Genomic DNA, 16,434 nt, shown 5'->3' on the forward strand with positions numbered 1-16,434 from the left:
CGTGAAATGCCCCAGGGGAGCGACGCGGTGAACCCTATGGATCAGTACCAGAGCACCCGTGCTGAGGTCGAGCGCGTAGCCGCGCTTCTCCGTGCTGCCCTCATACGCGCTGGTGTGTGCTGCCGCTTCTGCCGCGCTACCGGCCGATGGCTTCGAGTGATCCGAATCCCGTCCTGCCTCAATGTGGGGTGGGTACGGTGGGTGTTTCCGGCTGGGATCAGCCCTGAGCAGGGGCGTTCGGGCTTCCTGCCGGTGGGAACCATCACCTACGGGGATGGCACCCTGGACGCATGAACGCTGCCTCTCCTGCCCCGCGACGTGCCCGAGTCCGTGCCCCCGAGCTGATCGGCAAGGGCGGCTGGCTGAACACGGGTGGGAAGGACCTGACGCTCGCGGAGCTGCGAGGTAAGTGCGTTGTTGTTGATTTTTGGACGTTCTGCTGCATCAACTGTCTGCACGTCCTGGACGAGCTGCGGGAGCTGGAGGAGAAGCACCGGGACACGGTCGTCGTCATCGGTGTGCACTCGCCGAAGTTCGTGCACGAGGCCGAGCACCGGGCGGTCGTCGACGCGGTGGAGCGGTACGGCGTGGAGCACCCGGTGCTCGACGACCCGGAGCTCGCCACCTGGAAGCAGTACGCCGTGCGCGCCTGGCCGACGCTCGTGGTGATCGACCCGGAGGGGTACGTCGTCGCGCAGCACGCCGGCGAGGGGCATGTGCACGCCATCGAGCGGCTGGTCGAGGAACTGGAGGCCGAGCACGAGGCGAAGGGCACCCTGCGCCGCGGCGACGGGCCGTACGTGGCGCCGGAGCCCGAGCCGACCACCCTGCGCTTCCCGGGCAAGGCCCTGCTGCTGCCCTCCGGGAACCTGCTGGTCAGCGACACCACCCGGCATCAGCTGGTGGAGCTAGAGGAGGACGGGGAGAGCGTCGTACGGCGCATCGGCTCCGGCACGCGCGGGTTCGCCGACGGGCCGGCCGAGCGGGCGTCCTTCAACGAACCGCAGGGCCTCGCCCTCCTCGACGACACGTCCGTGGTCGTCGCCGACACCGTCAACCACGCCCTGCGCCGCCTCGACCTCGGCACCGGGGAGGTGACCACCCTCGCGGGCACCGGCCGGCAGTGGTGGCAGGGCTCCCCGACCTCGGGCCCGGCCCGCGAGATCGATCTCTCCTCGCCCTGGGACGTGGCGCTCTTCGGCGGCCGGGTGTGGATCGCGATGGCGGGCGTGCACCAGCTGTGGGCCTACGAACCGGTGGCGGGCACCGTCGCCGTCGCCGCGGGGACGACCAACGAGGGCCTGGTCGACGGGCCCGCCGCCGAGGCCTGGTTCGCCCAGCCGTCCGGGCTCGCGGCCACCGCCGACCGGCTCTGGCTCGCCGACTCGGAGACGAGCGCCCTGCGCTGGGTGGACCTCGACGGTCAGGTCCACACCGCCGTCGGCACCGGTCTGTTCGACTTCGGCCACCGGGACGGAGTAGCCGAACAGGCCCTGCTCCAGCACCCGTTGGGCGTCACCGCGCTGCCCGACGGCTCCGTGGCGGTCTGCGACACCTACAACCACGCCCTGCGCCGCTACGACCCCGCGAGCGGCGAAGTCACCACCCTCGCCACGGACTTGCGGGAGCCGAGCGACGCCGTCCTGGTCGGCGACGACATCGTGGTCGTCGAGTCGGCCCGCCACCGCCTGACCCGGCTGCGCCTGCCGGAGGAGGCGGTGCGGGTCGAGTCCGTCGCCCACCGCACCCGGCGCGCGGCGACGGAAGTGGCCCCGGGCACGCTCCGGTTGGACGTGATCTTCCAGGCCCCGGCGGGCCAGAAGCTGGACACGCGCTACGGCCCGTCCACTCGCCTCCTGGTCTCCTCCACGCCGCCCGAACTCCTGCTCAAGGGCGAGGGCGCGGACACGGATCTGGCCCGCACCCTGGAGCTGAACCCGGCGGTCACGGAGGGCGTCCTGCACATCTCCGCGATGGCCGCCTCCTGCGACGACGACCCGGCCAACGAGTACCCCGCCTGCCACGTCCACCAGCAGGACTGGGGCGTCCCGGTCCGCCTCACCGAGGGCGGAGCGGACCGGCTGCCGCTGGTCCTGGCGGGAATGGACGAGGGGGACGAGGCGGGCGAGACGGCCTAGGGACGGGTCCTAGATGCCGTACCCGTCGCTGTAGCCGTCGCCTCGGTGGTGGTGCCGCTCGTCCTCGACGACGGTCGTCGTGGTCGGCGGCACCATGACCCGCCGGCGCCGTGCGATCCCGCTGAACGTGGCGACGCCGATCAGGCCCACGATCATCAGGATCAGGCCGACCAGATGGACGTTGACGCCCTGCATGTGCCAGTCGGTCGCGAACGCGAGGATGGCCCCCGCGGCGAGAAGGATGATGCACCCGCCGAGCCCCATGAACCTCGCCTCCTTCCGGTCCGGTGTCTTTGGTCGGGGGCGGGTACCCAGGGCCGCGGCGGGCATGCGGAGGACTCCGCTCAGACCACGTCGACGAAGTCCTCGCGTCCGGAGCTCACCAGGTGCGTGCTGTTCGGGTAGAGCAGCACCGCGACCCACGTGCCGTCCTTCGACGCCGTGAAGCCCTTGCTGAACGTGCCGTCCGTGCGGGTGGTCGCGTTGCCCATGTCGTACCAGCTGCTGGAGCCCTTGGGCTTGAAGAGCATCTTCACCTTCTGGCCCGCGTAGGCCTTCCAGACGCCCGAGGTGTAGTGCTGCAGCTTGCCCTTGTAGGTGATCGTGCGGCCCTTGCGGACCGGCTCCGGCGCGGCGTTGCCGTCGATGATCCGGGTCGGCGTGCGGGTGGCGTGCACGACGTAGCTGTACGACTCCTGGAAGTCGCGGCTGCCCTTGAAGTGGGCCCGGTAGTAGCCCTTGTAGGGCGCGTCGAACGTGCCCTTGAACGGCGCGGCGGCGTCGGGGTCGGAGCTGCCCGGCGTGACCGTCTTCATGGTCTTCCAGCCGGTCTTCCCGTCGGCCGAGTACTGCAGCTCCACCTTGTCGACCACGCCCGGCGGCTGGTACCTGCCGGTGTTCAGGCCGCCCTTGGCGGTCAGCGCGGAGTACTTGTCCAGGCTCGCCGTGAAGTTGGTGAAGTACGTCTTCTGCGCGACGTAGACCTTGACCGTCTGCAGCTCACTGAACTTCAGGAACGTTCCGGTGAGCACCCGCACTTCGACCGTGCCGGACTTCGGCAGCGTCAGCTCTCCGGTGAAGCGGCCGTCGGCGCCGGTGACGGGCCGCGAGGCCACGCCGCCGAACTCGTTGGACCAGATCTCCTCCACCGTGGCTCCGGCCAGCGGTTTCCACGCCCCGTCGAGGTACACCTCGGCGGTCCCGGAGACCTTCGCCGCCTGCCCGGCCTTGACGTCCAGTTCGGCGGCGTCCAGGGTCACGCGCGTGTCCGACTGGACGGCCCTGACCTCGACGCTCTCGTTGGCCCTGGACTGGTACCAGGGATCGTCCAGCCGCAGCCAGGCGTTGACGGTGGCACTGGACGGGCTGGTCACGGTGTACACGGAGGTGAAACGGCCGTCGGTGCCGGTCGTGGTGGTCGTGTCGTCCCCGTTGGAGATCTCCAGGTCCACCTTCGCGCCCGCCGCGGGCGTCGTCTCGCCGGTGCGCGGGTCGGTGACGGTGAAGCCGCCGGTGACGGTGACGTCCTGGTGCTCGTAGTCCGGGTTCTGCGGCGTGGCCGCCAGATCGGTGAGGTTCGCTTCGAGCTCGTACTGGTAGGTGCCCTCGGCCGAGGTGGTGTCCCCGTCGGCGTCGGTCAGGTCGATCACGACGCGGTAGGTGCCGAGGTCGGCCAGGCGCAGCGGGGCGGTGGTCCGCCACGTGTGCGCGAAGCCGGTGCTGGAGTCCGGGGTGAAGTCGCTGACCTCGGTGACCTCCGGGGCGTCGGCGGCGGAGCCCGGCGCGTACAGGTGCGCGGTGATCGAGGTGATGGCGGTGTCGGACGAGGCGGACACCCACACCAGGCCGGCACCCGGGTGGTCACCGCTGCCGACGCCGTACAGCACCGGCGCCACCGCCGCGTGCGCGGCGGGTACGGGACCGAGCAGCAGGCCGGCCGCGACGGAGGCGCAGGCGAGCACCAGGGATCTTTTTCGCACGTGTGAGTCCCCCCACGAGACTGTTCCAGGACGCGATCGTTGAAAATCGAATCGCATCGTACGCTGAGGAAACCATCTCTGAACAGGTTCAAAACAAACGGTTTCGCGAGGGGAGGGCGGAGCGGCGGAACTCAGCCTTCCAGGAACGCCGTCAGCGCGTTGGCCAGCAGGAACGGGTCCTCGGCGCCGCAGAGCTCGCGGGCGCTGTGCATGGACAGGATCGCCACGCCGATGTCGACGGTCCGGATGCCGTGGCGGGCCGCGGTGATCGGTCCGATCGTGGTGCCGCACGGCATGGAGTTGTTGGAGACGAAGGACTGGAAGGGCACGCCGGCTCTCTCGCAGGCCGCCGCGAAGACCGCGCGGCCGGTGCCGTCCGTGGCGTAGCGGTTGTTGACGTTCACCTTCAGGATCGGCCCGCCGTTGACCCGCGGGTGGTGCGTCGGGTCGTGCCGCTCCGCGTAGTTGGGGTGGACCGCGTGACCGGTGTCGGAGGACAGGCAGACCGTGCCGGCGAACGCGCGGGCCCGGTCCTCGTACGCGCCGCCGCGCGCGAACACCGAGCGCTCCAGCACGCTGCCGAGCAGCGGCCCGTCCGCGCCGGTGTCGGACTGCGAGCCGTTCTCCTCGTGGTCGAAGGCGGCCAGCACCGGGATGTACGGCAGTTCGGCCCCGGACGTCGCGAGGGCCGCCAGCGCCGCCGTGCCCGCGTGCACCGACAGGAGGTTGTCCATCCGCGGACCGGCGACCAGCTCCTTGTCGCGGCCCAGGTAGGCGGGCGGCTCCACCGAGTGGACCATCAGGTCCCAGCCGGTCACCTCGCCCGCCGGCAGCCCGAGCTCCTCCTCCAGGAAGGCGATCAGGTCGCCGTCGCGCACGTCGTCGTCCAGGCCCCACACCGGTTGCAGATGCCGCTGCTTGTCGAGCTTGAGCCCCTCGGAGGACACCGACCGGTCGAGGTGGATGGCCAGCTGGGGCACCCGCAGCAGCGGCCGGTCCACGTTCACCAGACGGGTCGAGCCGTCCCGCAGGGTCAGCCGGCCGGCCAGGCCCAGGTCGCGGTCGAGCCAGGAGTTCAGCAGCGGCCCGCCGTAGATCTCCACGGCGACCTGGCGCCAGCCGTGCGCCCCGCTGTCCGGCAGCGGCTTGACCCGCAGGTTGGGGGAGTCGGTGTGCGCGCCGATGATCCGGAACGGCGTGTGCGGCGCGGCGTCCTCGGGGACGTACCAGGCCACGATCGCCCCGCCGCGCAGCACGAACCGGCCGCCGCTCGTCCCGTCCCACGCGTCCGTCTCCGCGACCTGCCGGAACCCGGCCTTCTCCAGTCGCTCGGCGGTGTTCGCCACGGCGTGGTACGGCGACGGGCTGGCCGCGAGGAAGGACATCAGGTCGTCGGTGTGGCCGCGGTCGAAGCGCGCTGATTGGGTCATGGTTCTCACCTTAACGACGGAGGGGGGCCCGCTCCCCTTGAACGACGAGGGCCCGCTCCCTCGAACAGGGAGCGGGCCCGTCGCGGAACCCGGGGGACGCGTGCCGGACTAGGGCCCCTCGTTTGGATCATGCCGGGCTCGCGGGGTCTGGCACCGCTCCCTGATCCGGCCTGATCCAAACGAACGACCCTAGAACGCGGCCTCGTCCAGCTCCATCAGGTCCAGGTCGACGGTCTCCGAGATCTTGCGGGCCAGGGTGACGCCGGGCAGGACGTTGGCCGCGAAGAACTTCGCCGCGGCGATCTTGCCGGTGTAGAAGGCCTTGTCCTTCGCGGAGGCCGTCTCCAGCTTCTCGGCGGCCACGGCGGCGCCCTTGAGCAGCAGGTAGCCGACGATCACGTCACCGGAGGCGAGCAGCAGGCGGGTGGTGTTCAGGCCCACCTTGTAGATGTTCTTGACGTCCTGCTCGGTGGCCGCGAGGTCGGTCAGCATCAGGCCGACGATGGCCTCCAGCTCGACGGCCGCCTTGGCGAGGTACTCGCGGGCGCCGGCCAGCTCCTCGCCGCCGGTGCCGAGCGCCAGGAACTTCTTGATGTCCTCGGCGAGGGAGTTGAGCGCCGCGCCCTGGTTGCGGACGATCTTCCGGAAGAAGAAGTCCTGGCCCTGGATCGCGGTGGTGCCCTCGTACAGGGTGTCGATCTTGGCGTCGCGGATGTACTGCTCGATCGGGTACTCCTGCAGGAAGCCGGAGCCGCCGAAGGTCTGCAGCGACTGGGCGAGCTGCTCGTAGCCCTTCTCGGAGCCGTAGCCCTTGACGATCGGCAGGAGCAGGTCGTTGAGCGCGTGCTCGGCCGAGGGGTCCTCGCCGCTCTCCTCCTTGACCGCGATCGCGTCCTGGACGGAGGCGGTGTAGAGGACGAGGGCGCGCATGCCCTCCGCGTACGCCTTCTGCGTCATCAGCGAGCGGCGCACGTCGGGGTGGTGGGTGATGGTGACCTTCGGCGCGGTCTTGTCCATGAACTGCGCGAGGTCGGGACCCTGGACGCGCTCCTTGGCGTACTCCAGGGCGTTCAGGTAGCCCGTGGAGAGGGTGGAGATCGCCTTCGTGCCGACCATCATGCGGGCGAACTCGATGATGCGGAACATCTGGCGGATGCCTTCGTGCTTGTCGCCGATCAGCCAGCCCTTGGCCGGGTGGCGGTCGCCGAAGGTCATCTCGCAGGTGTTGGAGGCCTTCAGGCCCATCTTGTGCTCGACGTTCGTGGCGTAGGCGCCGTTGCGCTCGCCCAGCTCGCCGGTCTCGAAGTCGAAGAGGTACTTCGGGACGAGGAAGAGGGACAGGCCCTTGGTGCCGGGGCCGGCGCCCTCGGGGCGGGCGAGGACGTAGTGGAGGATGTTCTCCTCCATGTCGTGCTCACCGGAGGTGATGAAGCGCTTCACACCCTCGATGTGCCAGGAGCCGTCCTCCTGCTGGATCGCCTTGGTGCGGCCGGCGCCCACGTCCGAACCGGCGTCCGGCTCGGTGAGGACCATGGTGGAGCCCCAGGTCTTCTCGACCGCGATCTGAGCCCACTTCTTCTGCTCCTCGGTGCCCTCCTCGAAGAGGATGCGGGCGAACGCCGGGCCGGAGGAGTACATCCAGATCGCCGGGTTCGAGCCGAGGATCAGCTCCGCGTACGCCCAGATCAGCGACGGCGGGGCGGTGGTGCCGCCGATCCCCTCGGGCAGGCCCAGGCGCCAGTACTCGGAGTCCATGAAGGCCTTGTAGCTCTTCTTGAAGGACGCCGGGACCGGCGCGGTGTTCGTCTCCGGGTCGAAGACCGGCGGGTTGCGGTCGGCGTCCGTGAAGGACTCGGCCAGCTCGTTCTCCGCGAGGCGCGTGAGCTCCTCCAGGATGCTCTTGGCGGTGTCCGTGTCCATCTCACCGAACGGGCCGGTGCCGTACAGCTTGTCGCGGCCGAGCACTTCGAACAGGTTGAACTCGATGTCGCGGAGGTTCGGCTTGTAGTGCCCCATGAGACAGCTCCGTTGAGAGATCGGCGAGGCACTGTGTTCCTCGCGACGGTTCACTTACCAACAAGTAGCTCCGATGATGCTACCCGTCGGTAATAAGAAGCAACCCCGATCGGGTCATCTGTGACTCAGTACGCTTGCGTGCATGTACGGCTATGACCAGAACCTGGGCGCTCAGCAGCAGTACGCCCCGCCGCAGCAGTCCGGCGGTCTCGGGTACGGCCAGCAGCCGCCCCTGTACCCCGAGCCCTCGACGCCCTCGCTCGCGGACGCGGTGCGTGCCTTCACCACCGGACAGCTGGCGGCGGAGGACTTCCAGCAGGTCTTCGCGACGTCGAAGGTCTACTGCCCGCGCGGTGACAACCCCGGCTTCCTCGCGCTGCACAACACCCAGCAGCCGGTGATCCCGATGTTCACCTCGCTCAAGGAGCTGCGCCGGTACGCGGGCAAGGAGTCCAAGTACTTCGTGCTCACCGGTGCGGAGGTGATCGACCTGCTGCCGACCGGCTACGGCTTCGTCCTGGACATGGAGGGCGAGCACCGGATGGTGTTCGACGCGAAGGCCGTCGAGCAGATGGTCGAGTTCGCGATGCGCCGCATGTACGGCTAGGCACATGTACGACTAGGCGCACGTACGGCTGAATGTCCCCTTCCGGTCGGATGGCTCGCCTACTGTGCCCCGTGACCGACAACGAAACGGCGCCGCCGGTCCCGCGTGACCGGCGGCGCTGTGCTGCGTAAACCGTCCTGTTCGTATCACCCGCGCCCGTGCGGCCCGGAGGGAATGTCCTCCGGGCTTTCTCTGTTGGGGGTGGCAGAAAGTTCAACGCTCAACTAAAGTGGGCGCACAAGGAGGTAGGAACCATGCCTGCAGTGACCGTCGAGAACCCGTTGACGCTGCCCCGTGTGACCGCGCCGGCCGACGCCGTCGCACGTCCCGTGCTGGCCGTCACGACCGCGCCGAGCGGTTTCGAGGGCGAGGGCTTCCCGGTGCGCCGGGCGTTCGCCGGAATCAATTACCGCCATCTCGACCCGTTCATCATGATGGACCAGATGGGCGAGGTGGAGTACGCGCCGGGTGAGCCCAAGGGCACCCCGTGGCACCCGCACCGCGGCTTCGAGACCGTGACGTACATCATCGACGGCACCTTCGACCACCAGGACTCGCAGGGCGGTGGCGGCACCATCACCAACGGCGACACCCAGTGGATGACGGCCGGCTCCGGCCTGCTGCACATCGAGGCCCCGCCGGAGTCCCTGGTCATGTCCGGAGGTCTCTTCCACGGTCTGCAGCTGTGGGTGAACCTCCCGGCCAAGGACAAGATGATGGCCCCGCGCTACCAGGACATCCGCGGCGGCAACGTCCAGCTGCTCACCTCCCCCGACGGCGGCGCGCTGATCCGCGTCATCGCCGGTGAGCTGGACGGGCACAGCGGTCCCGGTATCACGCACACCCCGATCACGATGATCCACGCCACCCTCGCCCCGGGCGCGGAGCTCACCCTGCCCTGGCGCGAGGACTTCAACGGCCTCGCGTACGTCCTGGCCGGCCGCGGCTCCGTCGGCACCGACCGCCGTCCGATCCACCTCGGCCAGACCGCCGTCTTCGGCAGCGGCTCCTCGCTGACCGTCCGCGCGGACGAGAAGCAGGACTCCCACACGCCGGACCTGGAGGTCGTGCTGCTGGGCGGACAGCCGATCCGTGAGCCCATGGCCCACTACGGTCCCTTCGTCATGAACACCCGTGACGAGCTCCAGCAGGCCTTCGAGGACTTCCAGAAGGGCCGCCTCGGGACGATCCCGGCGGTGCACGGGATGACCGGGAGCGGGCCGGGGGCCTGACCCGAAGGGCCGCGGCACCTCCTCGGAGGACCGCGGCCCCCCAGAGCAGAGCCCCGTCCGTCAATGGCGCCGGACGGGGCTCTTGACGTACCCGGACCCGTACCCGCCGGCCGCGTGTCACCCGCCCGGCCGTGCGCGCAGGACAGGTGTGCCCGGCGCGTGATCGGCTGGAGGGGTGCAGCTGCTGCCCGACCCCGTCCGCCGCCTCGCCGCCTGGTGCGTGGTGGCCCTGCTCGTCTCCGGGGTCGTGTACGTCGGGGTCCGGCTGTGCGTGACCTTTCGTACGGCCATCACACCCGTGCTGCTCGCGCTGCTGGGCACCGCCCTGCTCGGACCCCTGTACCGGCGGCTGGTCGGGGTCGGCGTGCAACGGTCGCTGGCCGCCGGGCTGACCTGCGTGGCCGTGGTCGCCGTCGTCGGCGGGGCCGTGTACATCGTCGTCGCCGCGCTCGTCGACAACGGGGACCAGATCATCGCCTCGCTGCGCAGCGCCGGGCGGGCCGTCGCCGTGCACTTCGGGGCCGCCGGGACCTCCCTCGACGACCTCGCCGAGAACTCCCGGGAGCTGCTGAGCAAGTTCGGCGCGACGGCCGCCTCCAACGTCATCAGCGGGGTCAGCGTGGCCGGCGAGACCATCGCCATGGCCGTCCTCGCGCTGCTGCTCGTCTTCTTCTTCCTGCGCGACTCCCACCGCGCCGCCGAGGTGCTGCGGTCCGCGGCGCCGGGCGACACCGGCGACGCCCTGGAGGCCATGGCGCGCCGGGCCTTCCAGGCCGTCGAGGGGTTCATGCGGGGCACCACGGTCATCGCGTTCATCGACGCCGTCTGCATCACGATCGGGCTGCTCGTCCTCCAGGTGCCGGGCGCGCCCGGCCTCGGCGCGCTCGTCTTCGTCGGCGCCTACATCCCCTACCTCGGCGCCTTCCTCTCCGGCGCGGTGGCCGTGCTGGTCGCGCTCGCCGACCGCGGGTTCGTCATCGCGCTGTGGGCGCTCGGGGTCGTGGTCGCCGTACAGGTGCTGGAGGGGCACGTACTCCAGCCGATGATCCAGAGCCGGACCGTGCAGATGCATCCGGCGGTGGTGATGCTGGCGATCACGGCCGGGGCGTCCGTCGCCGGGATCGTCGGGATGCTGCTGGCGGTACCGCTGACCGCGGCGGCGTTCGGGGTGGTGCACGAGCTCAGGGCGCGGTACGAGACGCGGTAGCCGGCTCAGTCCTTCTCGTACAGCTCGAACCGCGTCCACGGTGACCAGCCCGGTGGCGGTGTCCCAGTGCCACAGGCCGGTCGCGAGGGAGGCGAGGACGTCCCCTACGGCGGGCAGAGGCTCGCCAGTGCGCATTGCCCTGCTTTAAGAAGAGGTGATCGAAGAGTGCCACCGTTGGCCCGCGGAGCTAATGGTGGGGAGCCGATCTTGGGGTGCCCGGTACGCTTGGGAGGTCCGGGCCGTGTCCGCGCCCGGAGAGCCGGGGGGTGCGACCCCGGTGACTCCCCGATCCGCGAAGACTGGATGAACGACGATGCATCGGTACAGGTCCCACACCTGCGGCGAGCTCCGCGCCTCTGACGTCGGCACCGACGTCCGGCTGAGCGGCTGGCTGCACAATCGGCGCGACCTGGGCGGCATCCTCTTCATCGATCTGCGCGACCACTACGGCATCACGCAGTTGGTCGCCCGCCCCGGCACGCCCGCGTACGAGGCCCTGGACAAGCTCTCCAAGGAGTCCACGGTCCGCGTCGACGGCCGCGTTGTTTCACGTGGAACAGAGAACGTGAACCCTGACCTCCCCACCGGTGAGGTCGAGGTCGAGGTCTCAGAGGTCGAGCTGCTCGGCGCCGCCGCCCCGCTGCCCTTCACGATCAACACCGAGGACGGGGTCAACGAGGAGCGGCGCCTGGAGTACCGCTTCCTTGACCTGCGCCGCGAGCGCATGCACCGCAACATCCTGCTGCGCACGGCCGTGATCTCCGCGATCCGCCACAAGATGACCGCGCTCGGCTTCAACGAGATGGCGACGCCGATCCTGTCCGCCACCTCCCCCGAGGGCGCCCGCGACTTCGTGGTCCCCTCCCGTCTGAACCCGGGCAAGTTCTACGCCCTGCCGCAGGCGCCGCAGCAGTTCAAGCAGCTGCTGATGATCTCCGGCTTCGACCGCTACTTCCAGATCGCGCCCTGCTTCCGCGACGAGGACGCCCGCGCGGACCGCTCGCCGGGCGAGTTCTACCAGCTCGACATCGAGATGTCCTTCGTCGAGCAGGAGGACGTCTTCCAGCCCGTCGAGAAGCTGATGACCGAGCTCTTCGAGGAGTTCGGCGGCGGCCGCCACGTCACCTCGCCGTTCCCGCGGATCCCGTTCCGCGAGGCGATGCTCAAGTACGGCTCCGACAAGCCGGACCTGCGCGCCCAGCTGGAGCTCGTCGACATCACGGACATCTTCGAGGGCTCGGAGTTCAAGGCCTTCGCCGGCAAGCACGTGCGCGCGCTGCCGGTCCCGGCCGTCCAGGACCAGCCCCGCAAGTTCTTCGACCAGCTCGGTGACTTCGCGGTCTCGCTCGGCGCGAAGGGCCTGGCCTGGGTCCGCGTCGCCGAGGACGGTTCGCTGACCGGTCCGATCGCGAAGTTCCTGACCGAGGAGAACGTCAAGGTCCTCACCGAGCGCCTCGGGCTGGAGGCCGGCCACGCCGTCTTCTTCGGCGCGGGCGAGTTCGACGAGGTCTCGAAGATCATGGGCGCGGTCCGGGTGGAGGCCGCCAAGCGCGCCGGCCACTTCGAGGAGAACGTCTTCCGCTTCTGCTGGATCGTCGACTTCCCGATGTACGAGAAGGACGAGGAGACCGGCGCGATCGACTTCTCGCACAACCCCTTCTCCATGCCGCAGGGCGGCCTGGAGGCCCTGCGGACCCAGGACCCGCTGGACATCCTGGGCTGGCAGTACGACATCGTCTGCAACGGCGTCGAGCTGTCCTCCGGCGCGATCCGGAACCACGAGCCGGAGATCATGCTCAAGGCCTTCGAGATCGCGGGCTACGACCGGGAGACCGTCGAGGAGAAGTTCGCGGGCATGCTCCGCGCCTTCCGCTTCGGCGCCCCGCCGCACGGCGGCATCGCCCCGGGCGTCGACCGCATCGTCATGCTGCTGGCCGACGAGCCGAACATCCGCGAGACCATCGCCTTCCCGCTCAACGGCAACGCCCAGGACCTGATGATGGGCGCGCCGACGGAGCTGGAGGAGATCCGGCTGAAGGAGCTGCACCTCACGGTGCGCAAGCCGCAGCCGAAGTAAGAACGGCTTGAGGGGCCGGAAACCGATACCGGTTTCCGGCCCCTTTCGCTCGGCCGTACGCCCTGCGGGGTGCTAGATCACCCAGAGCAGGCCGTTGCCGCCGAGCAGTGTGCCGTTCTGCTGGGTGAGGTTGACCGAGGCCGCCGTGAAGACATGGCTGCCGCCGGCCTTCGGGCCGGTGGCGGAGCCGGGGAGGACCCAGACGGCGCCGGTGGAGTTGTTCTCGCCGGCCGCGCCGATGAACAGTTCGGGCTTGCCGTCGCCGTTGACGTCCCCGGCGGAGACGGTCGTACCGAAGAAGTCGTCGACCTCGTTGCCGCCCGGGATGCCCGCCGTGTACTGGTTGAACGCGTACGAACCCGCGCCCAGCGCGCCGGTCTTCCGGCCGGGGATCACGGTCACCTCGCCCGAGCGGTTCTTGCCGGCGACGCCCTCGTAGGGGGTGCCGACGACGATGTCGTCGACGCCGTCCTGGTTGAGGTCGGCCACCGTCAGGCCGCCGCCGAAGGCGTCGTGGCTCTCGCTGGTGCCCGGGACTCCGGGGGTGTTCTGGGTGAGCTCGACGGGCTTGTCGGAGATGCCGATGCCCCCCGGCGCGGCACCGTAGTAGACGAGCACCCTTCCGCCGAGCGCGCCGTCCTCGCCCCGGACCGTGGGCTCGTCGGGGTCGCCGACCACGAGGTCGTCGTAGCCGTCGCCGTTCACGTCACCGGTGGCCGTGATCAGGCCGTTGCCCTCCGTCTGCTCGGCCAGCTTCCCCGGCGGGGCGAACACATAGCCGCCGCTCAGGCCCTCGATGCGGGAGCTGGTGGCGGCCGCGTCCGGCGTGCCGTCGCCGTCGAAGTCGCCGAGGGAGACGCTTTCGAAGGCCGAGGCCCCCGGGTCGAAGTTGGTCCAGCGGTTGCCGTACCTGCCGGTGCGGCTGAACGGTCCGGCGAAGTAGACGACCGGGACCGCTCCCGCTCCGCCGACCATGATCTGTGTCTTGTTGCCCGGACCGAGGCCGACCGCGGCGAGGTCGGTGCCGTAGTGGGATCCGCGCCCGCCCCCGAGACCGGTGGTCGGCAGCTCGGTGGCGCTGGTCAGACCACCCTTGCTGCCCCACAGGACCGTGAGCAGCCCGGTGTCCTTGCCGTCGGCGGTGTCCTCGTACGGTGCCGAGACCACCAGGTCGGCGTAGCCGTCCCGGTTGAGGTCGGCCGTGGCGGTGGCGGCGCCGAACCGGTCGTAGGGCTCCGCCTGGCTCGGAACCCCGGGGGTGTTCTGCGTGATGGTCTTGCGGTGGGTCGCCGACAGCCCCGACCTGGAGCCGTACAGCACGACGATCGCACCGGCCGCCTCCTGTCCGGCGACGTTCGCGCCCGGCGCGGTCAGGATCGCGTCACGGTAGCCGTCGCCGTTGAAGTCGCCCGGCACCGCTCCGTGCACCGCGCCTGCCGGGGCGGCCGACAACAGAGAGGCGCTCAGCAGCCCGGCGAGCAGGACGGTGGCGGATGTCCAACTCCGTCTGGACACACGTCTGTTCATGATGATGTGACTCCCCTCGGCCCCAGGCGCATCAGGCGTGCGCCGACGTCACGCGGCGGAGTGTAAAGGGGTTTCGTGAACACTTGGCACCGTCGATTTCCGGCCCCTTTCGCGCGCGACTGCGCAACTGGGCCGTTTTCTCAGCTCAGTGACAGGGTTCCTGCCTACCTTCCAGGCGCATGACAGCCCATGAGGAACCCCAACAGGACAAGAAATCAGGCGCGTTGACACGTCGTCGGGTGATCGCCGTCGGCGCGGGCGCGGTCGCCGCGGCGGGACTCGGCGGCGGTGCGTTCGCCGCGAACGCGACGGCCGGTACGCGCCCCGCCCCAGGGCGTCGGAGACATCGCCGGTGGCATCGGCGTCGGCGTCGTAGTTACGGACGAGGGGGCGCCCCGGGGTCAGTCGTCCGGGGACGCCCCCTCCTCCAGCAGTCGCTCGGCGATGTCCGTCGACCAGGCCTGGGCCCAGGCGCGCAGGGCGGTGATCTCGTCGTCCGCCAGGCCGTAGGCCGTGAAGGCCGTGTCCGGGTAGTAGTCCGTGCCCTCCAGGCGGGTCCGGAGGGTGGGGAGGTCGAACTCGTCGCGGACGTGGCGGCGGGCCAGCTCCTCCAGGTCGGGGAGGGAGAAACGGGACGCCGCCGCCCGCGCGTCGATCAGGTCGACCGCCAGGCCCCGGTCGTACAGGGCCCGGATCTTGGTGCCCACCGCGTCCTCCGGACAGAGCGTCGGGCCGTACGAGGTCAGGAGGGGCGGGCTCCAGAAGGTCTCCTTGTGGAGGCCCAGGGAAACGGTGGTGCCGGTCGGCGGATCCGTGACCGTCAGATGGGCGGAGAGGGGATCCACGTCCTGGACGGTCGCCTCGCGGCCCCGGGACACGAGCGCGTCGTGCAGCGCGGCCGCGATGCGGGGCATCGGCTCGGCGCTCTCCGTCGCGAAGTCCACGTTCGCGTGGGCGCGTTCGAGCAGGCCGTGGGCCTGAAGGGCGTATCCGCCGGCCAGGGCCATGCGGTCGGCCACGGCCGGGACGTCGGCGAGGAGACGCCGATGGGGTTCGGGAAGGTGCGCGGCAAGGGATGCGGGGAGGTTCACTCGGTGGCCCGGGGGAGGTGCGGTCGTAGGGCTGGAGCCTAGTGGCCGGGCGCGGTACCGGATCTCCGACGGGGCCGTGCGGGCGCGGCGACCTTTGCGGGCGGGGCGGCGACTGAGGAGGCGTAAGCCGCCTCGCCACTTCCAGCTCAACCGCGTACTGCCGTCATGGCCTCGTCCAGGACGGCGCTCAGCTGCCGCAGAGCTTCCTGTGCGGTGGCAGGGTCCTCGTGTTCCAGCGTGCTCTGCGCCTGAGCGAAGCGGGAGGACAGGTCGGGGCGGCGGGCGATCTCGATATCCCTGGCCCAGATGAGGACCCAGCTCTGCACGGGGCTCAGCGACTGCCACTCGACGGCTTTGGCAAAGGCGTCGGCCCTCATGAGGAGGAGGCGCCCTACGTCCGGGGCGGGGCTCACTGCTGCTCCCCCGTCCCGACTTCGTAACGCGGCAGATTGTGGGTGGAGATCGTCCAGTCGGCGATGGTGACGTCCTCGCCGTAGACGAAGTCCTTGCGGGTGGCGTAGCGGGGGCCGTCGGGGGTGGGATGGATGTCGGTGAGGACGGCGCCGGTGCCGGTACGGGGGTCGAAGACCGCGTAGACGGGGACACCGATCAGGGGGTAGTCGCGCATCTTGGAGACCCAGTCGTTGTCCGGGTTGGAGCGCGAGACGATTTCGACGGCGGCGATGAGCGAGCGGGGTTCGAAGGAACCGTCCCCCTCCATCTCCGCTTCGCTGATCACCATCACATCGGGGCGGCGCATGACCCCCTCGGGTTCGTCCTCGACGTCGGGTTCCCCCGTGTGAGCCACCAGAGCCTCCGGCATCACCTTCTCCAGACGCTGCCGGACGCGCAGCACGGTGAGCTCGTGCGGCTTCGAGGGCGACATCATGTCGAGGACGATCCCTTCCTTGGTGATCTCGAACTTGCCGGGAAGGGTGTCGTCCGTGGAATGCACGAACTCCCGCATGGCCCGGTAGAGGTGGGAGGCGCCCTGCCGCGCGTTGTCCGGGGCGATGGTCATGGCGCTCGCTCCTCGTCGTCTGTGCCCAGGGGCAAGGATCGTCGCCTTCATGCTAGGCGGCCTCCAGGAGATCGGATCGGCAGTCGCGGCAGCGGCCGGGGGTGGGGGA

Annotated in this window: 13 protein-coding genes; 5 read left to right on the plus strand and 8 right to left on the minus strand. The window is 70.0% G+C overall.

What is annotated here, in order from left to right; all coding sequences use genetic code 11:
- Window positions 1-290: 290 nt before the first annotated feature.
- Entirely contained in the window at window positions 291-2,138 is a 1,848-nt protein-coding gene (locus IPZ69_RS01950) for an NHL domain-containing thioredoxin family protein (RefSeq protein WP_235451850.1), read from the plus strand.
- Window positions 2,139-2,147: 9 nt separating this feature from the next.
- Here IPZ69_RS01950 and IPZ69_RS01955 read toward each other — a convergent pair whose 3' ends face one another.
- The 4 genes from IPZ69_RS01955 to IPZ69_RS01970 form a co-directional block, all read right to left on the minus strand.
- Window positions 2,148-2,402 (minus strand): DUF6458 family protein, encoded by a 255-nt coding sequence (locus tag IPZ69_RS01955; protein ID WP_235451851.1) that lies wholly within the window; start codon window positions 2,400-2,402, stop codon window positions 2,148-2,150.
- Window positions 2,403-2,482: 80 nt separating this feature from the next.
- Window positions 2,483-4,117, minus strand: a complete 1,635-nt coding sequence (locus IPZ69_RS01960; protein ID WP_235451852.1) for a DUF4198 domain-containing protein — start codon at window positions 4,115-4,117, stop codon at window positions 2,483-2,485.
- 131 nt (window positions 4,118-4,248) lie between these two features.
- Window positions 4,249-5,547: a M18 family aminopeptidase gene (locus tag IPZ69_RS01965; protein ID WP_235451853.1), complete on the minus strand. Its 1,299-nt coding sequence runs from the start codon at window positions 5,545-5,547 to the stop codon at window positions 4,249-4,251.
- A 189-nt stretch (window positions 5,548-5,736) separates the two neighbouring features.
- Window positions 5,737-7,563: an acyl-CoA dehydrogenase gene (locus IPZ69_RS01970; protein ID WP_235451854.1), complete on the minus strand. Its 1,827-nt coding sequence runs from the start codon at window positions 7,561-7,563 to the stop codon at window positions 5,737-5,739.
- A 142-nt stretch (window positions 7,564-7,705) separates the two neighbouring features.
- On the opposite strand from IPZ69_RS01970, the gene IPZ69_RS01975 reads away from it, so the two are divergent.
- From IPZ69_RS01975 to aspS, 4 genes are all read left to right on the plus strand, one after another.
- A complete protein-coding gene (locus IPZ69_RS01975; protein WP_235451855.1) occupies window positions 7,706-8,170 on the plus strand; it encodes an SseB family protein in 465 nt (154 codons plus the stop codon).
- A gap of 254 nt (window positions 8,171-8,424) precedes the next feature.
- Window positions 8,425-9,402, plus strand: coding sequence for a pirin family protein (locus IPZ69_RS01980; protein WP_235451856.1), 978 nt, complete (start codon window positions 8,425-8,427; stop codon window positions 9,400-9,402).
- A 175-nt stretch (window positions 9,403-9,577) separates the two neighbouring features.
- A complete protein-coding gene (locus IPZ69_RS01985) occupies window positions 9,578-10,609 on the plus strand; it encodes an AI-2E family transporter (RefSeq protein WP_235451857.1) in 1,032 nt (343 codons plus the stop codon).
- 313 nt (window positions 10,610-10,922) lie between these two features.
- Window positions 10,923-12,686 carry an aspartate--tRNA ligase gene (gene aspS, locus IPZ69_RS01990; protein ID WP_235451858.1) on the plus strand — a complete coding sequence of 588 codons (1,764 nt, stop codon included), beginning with the start codon at window positions 10,923-10,925 and terminating at the stop codon, window positions 12,684-12,686.
- Window positions 12,687-12,758: 72 nt separating this feature from the next.
- On the opposite strand, the gene IPZ69_RS01995 is transcribed toward aspS, so the two are convergent.
- The 4 genes from IPZ69_RS01995 to IPZ69_RS02010 form a co-directional block, all read right to left on the minus strand.
- Window positions 12,759-14,213 carry an FG-GAP-like repeat-containing protein gene (locus IPZ69_RS01995; RefSeq protein WP_235451859.1) on the minus strand — a complete coding sequence of 485 codons (1,455 nt, stop codon included), beginning with the start codon at window positions 14,211-14,213 and terminating at the stop codon, window positions 12,759-12,761.
- A 401-nt stretch (window positions 14,214-14,614) separates the two neighbouring features.
- Window positions 14,615-15,220 (minus strand): hypothetical protein, encoded by a 606-nt coding sequence (locus tag IPZ69_RS02000; RefSeq protein WP_235451868.1) that lies wholly within the window; start codon window positions 15,218-15,220, stop codon window positions 14,615-14,617.
- A 230-nt stretch (window positions 15,221-15,450) separates the two neighbouring features.
- Window positions 15,451-15,717, minus strand: coding sequence for a hypothetical protein (locus IPZ69_RS02005; protein WP_374292593.1), 267 nt, complete (start codon window positions 15,715-15,717; stop codon window positions 15,451-15,453).
- Entirely contained in the window at window positions 15,714-16,325 is a 612-nt protein-coding gene (locus IPZ69_RS02010) for a Uma2 family endonuclease (protein ID WP_235451860.1), read from the minus strand. Before IPZ69_RS02010 ends, IPZ69_RS02005 begins: the two co-directional genes overlap by 4 nt.
- Window positions 16,326-16,434: the final 109 nt, after the last annotated feature.

The sequence above is a fragment of the Streptomyces olivochromogenes genome, assembly GCF_021538895.1.
Lineage (GTDB): Bacteria > Actinomycetota > Actinomycetes > Streptomycetales > Streptomycetaceae > Streptomyces > Streptomyces olivochromogenes_A.

Coding starts and splice junctions, on each gene's coding strand:
- IPZ69_RS01950 (WP_235451850.1), top strand. CDS start 291: ATGAACGCTGCCTCTCCTGCCCCGCGACGTGCCCGAGTCCGTGCCCCC.
- IPZ69_RS01955 (WP_235451851.1), bottom strand. CDS start 2,402: ATGGGGCTCGGCGGGTGCATCATCCTTCTCGCCGCGGGGGCCATCCTC.
- IPZ69_RS01965 (WP_235451853.1), bottom strand. CDS start 5,547: ATGACCCAATCAGCGCGCTTCGACCGCGGCCACACCGACGACCTGATG.
- IPZ69_RS01970 (WP_235451854.1), bottom strand. CDS start 7,563: ATGGGGCACTACAAGCCGAACCTCCGCGACATCGAGTTCAACCTGTTC.
- IPZ69_RS01975 (WP_235451855.1), top strand. CDS start 7,706: ATGTACGGCTATGACCAGAACCTGGGCGCTCAGCAGCAGTACGCCCCG.
- IPZ69_RS01980 (WP_235451856.1), top strand. CDS start 8,425: ATGCCTGCAGTGACCGTCGAGAACCCGTTGACGCTGCCCCGTGTGACC.
- aspS (WP_235451858.1), top strand. CDS start 10,923: ATGCATCGGTACAGGTCCCACACCTGCGGCGAGCTCCGCGCCTCTGAC.
- IPZ69_RS01995 (WP_235451859.1), bottom strand. CDS start 14,213: ATGAACAGACGTGTGTCCAGACGGAGTTGGACATCCGCCACCGTCCTG.
- IPZ69_RS02000 (WP_235451868.1), bottom strand. CDS start 15,220: ATGGCCCTGGCCGGCGGATACGCCCTTCAGGCCCACGGCCTGCTCGAA.
- IPZ69_RS02010 (WP_235451860.1), bottom strand. CDS start 16,325: ATGACCATCGCCCCGGACAACGCGCGGCAGGGCGCCTCCCACCTCTAC.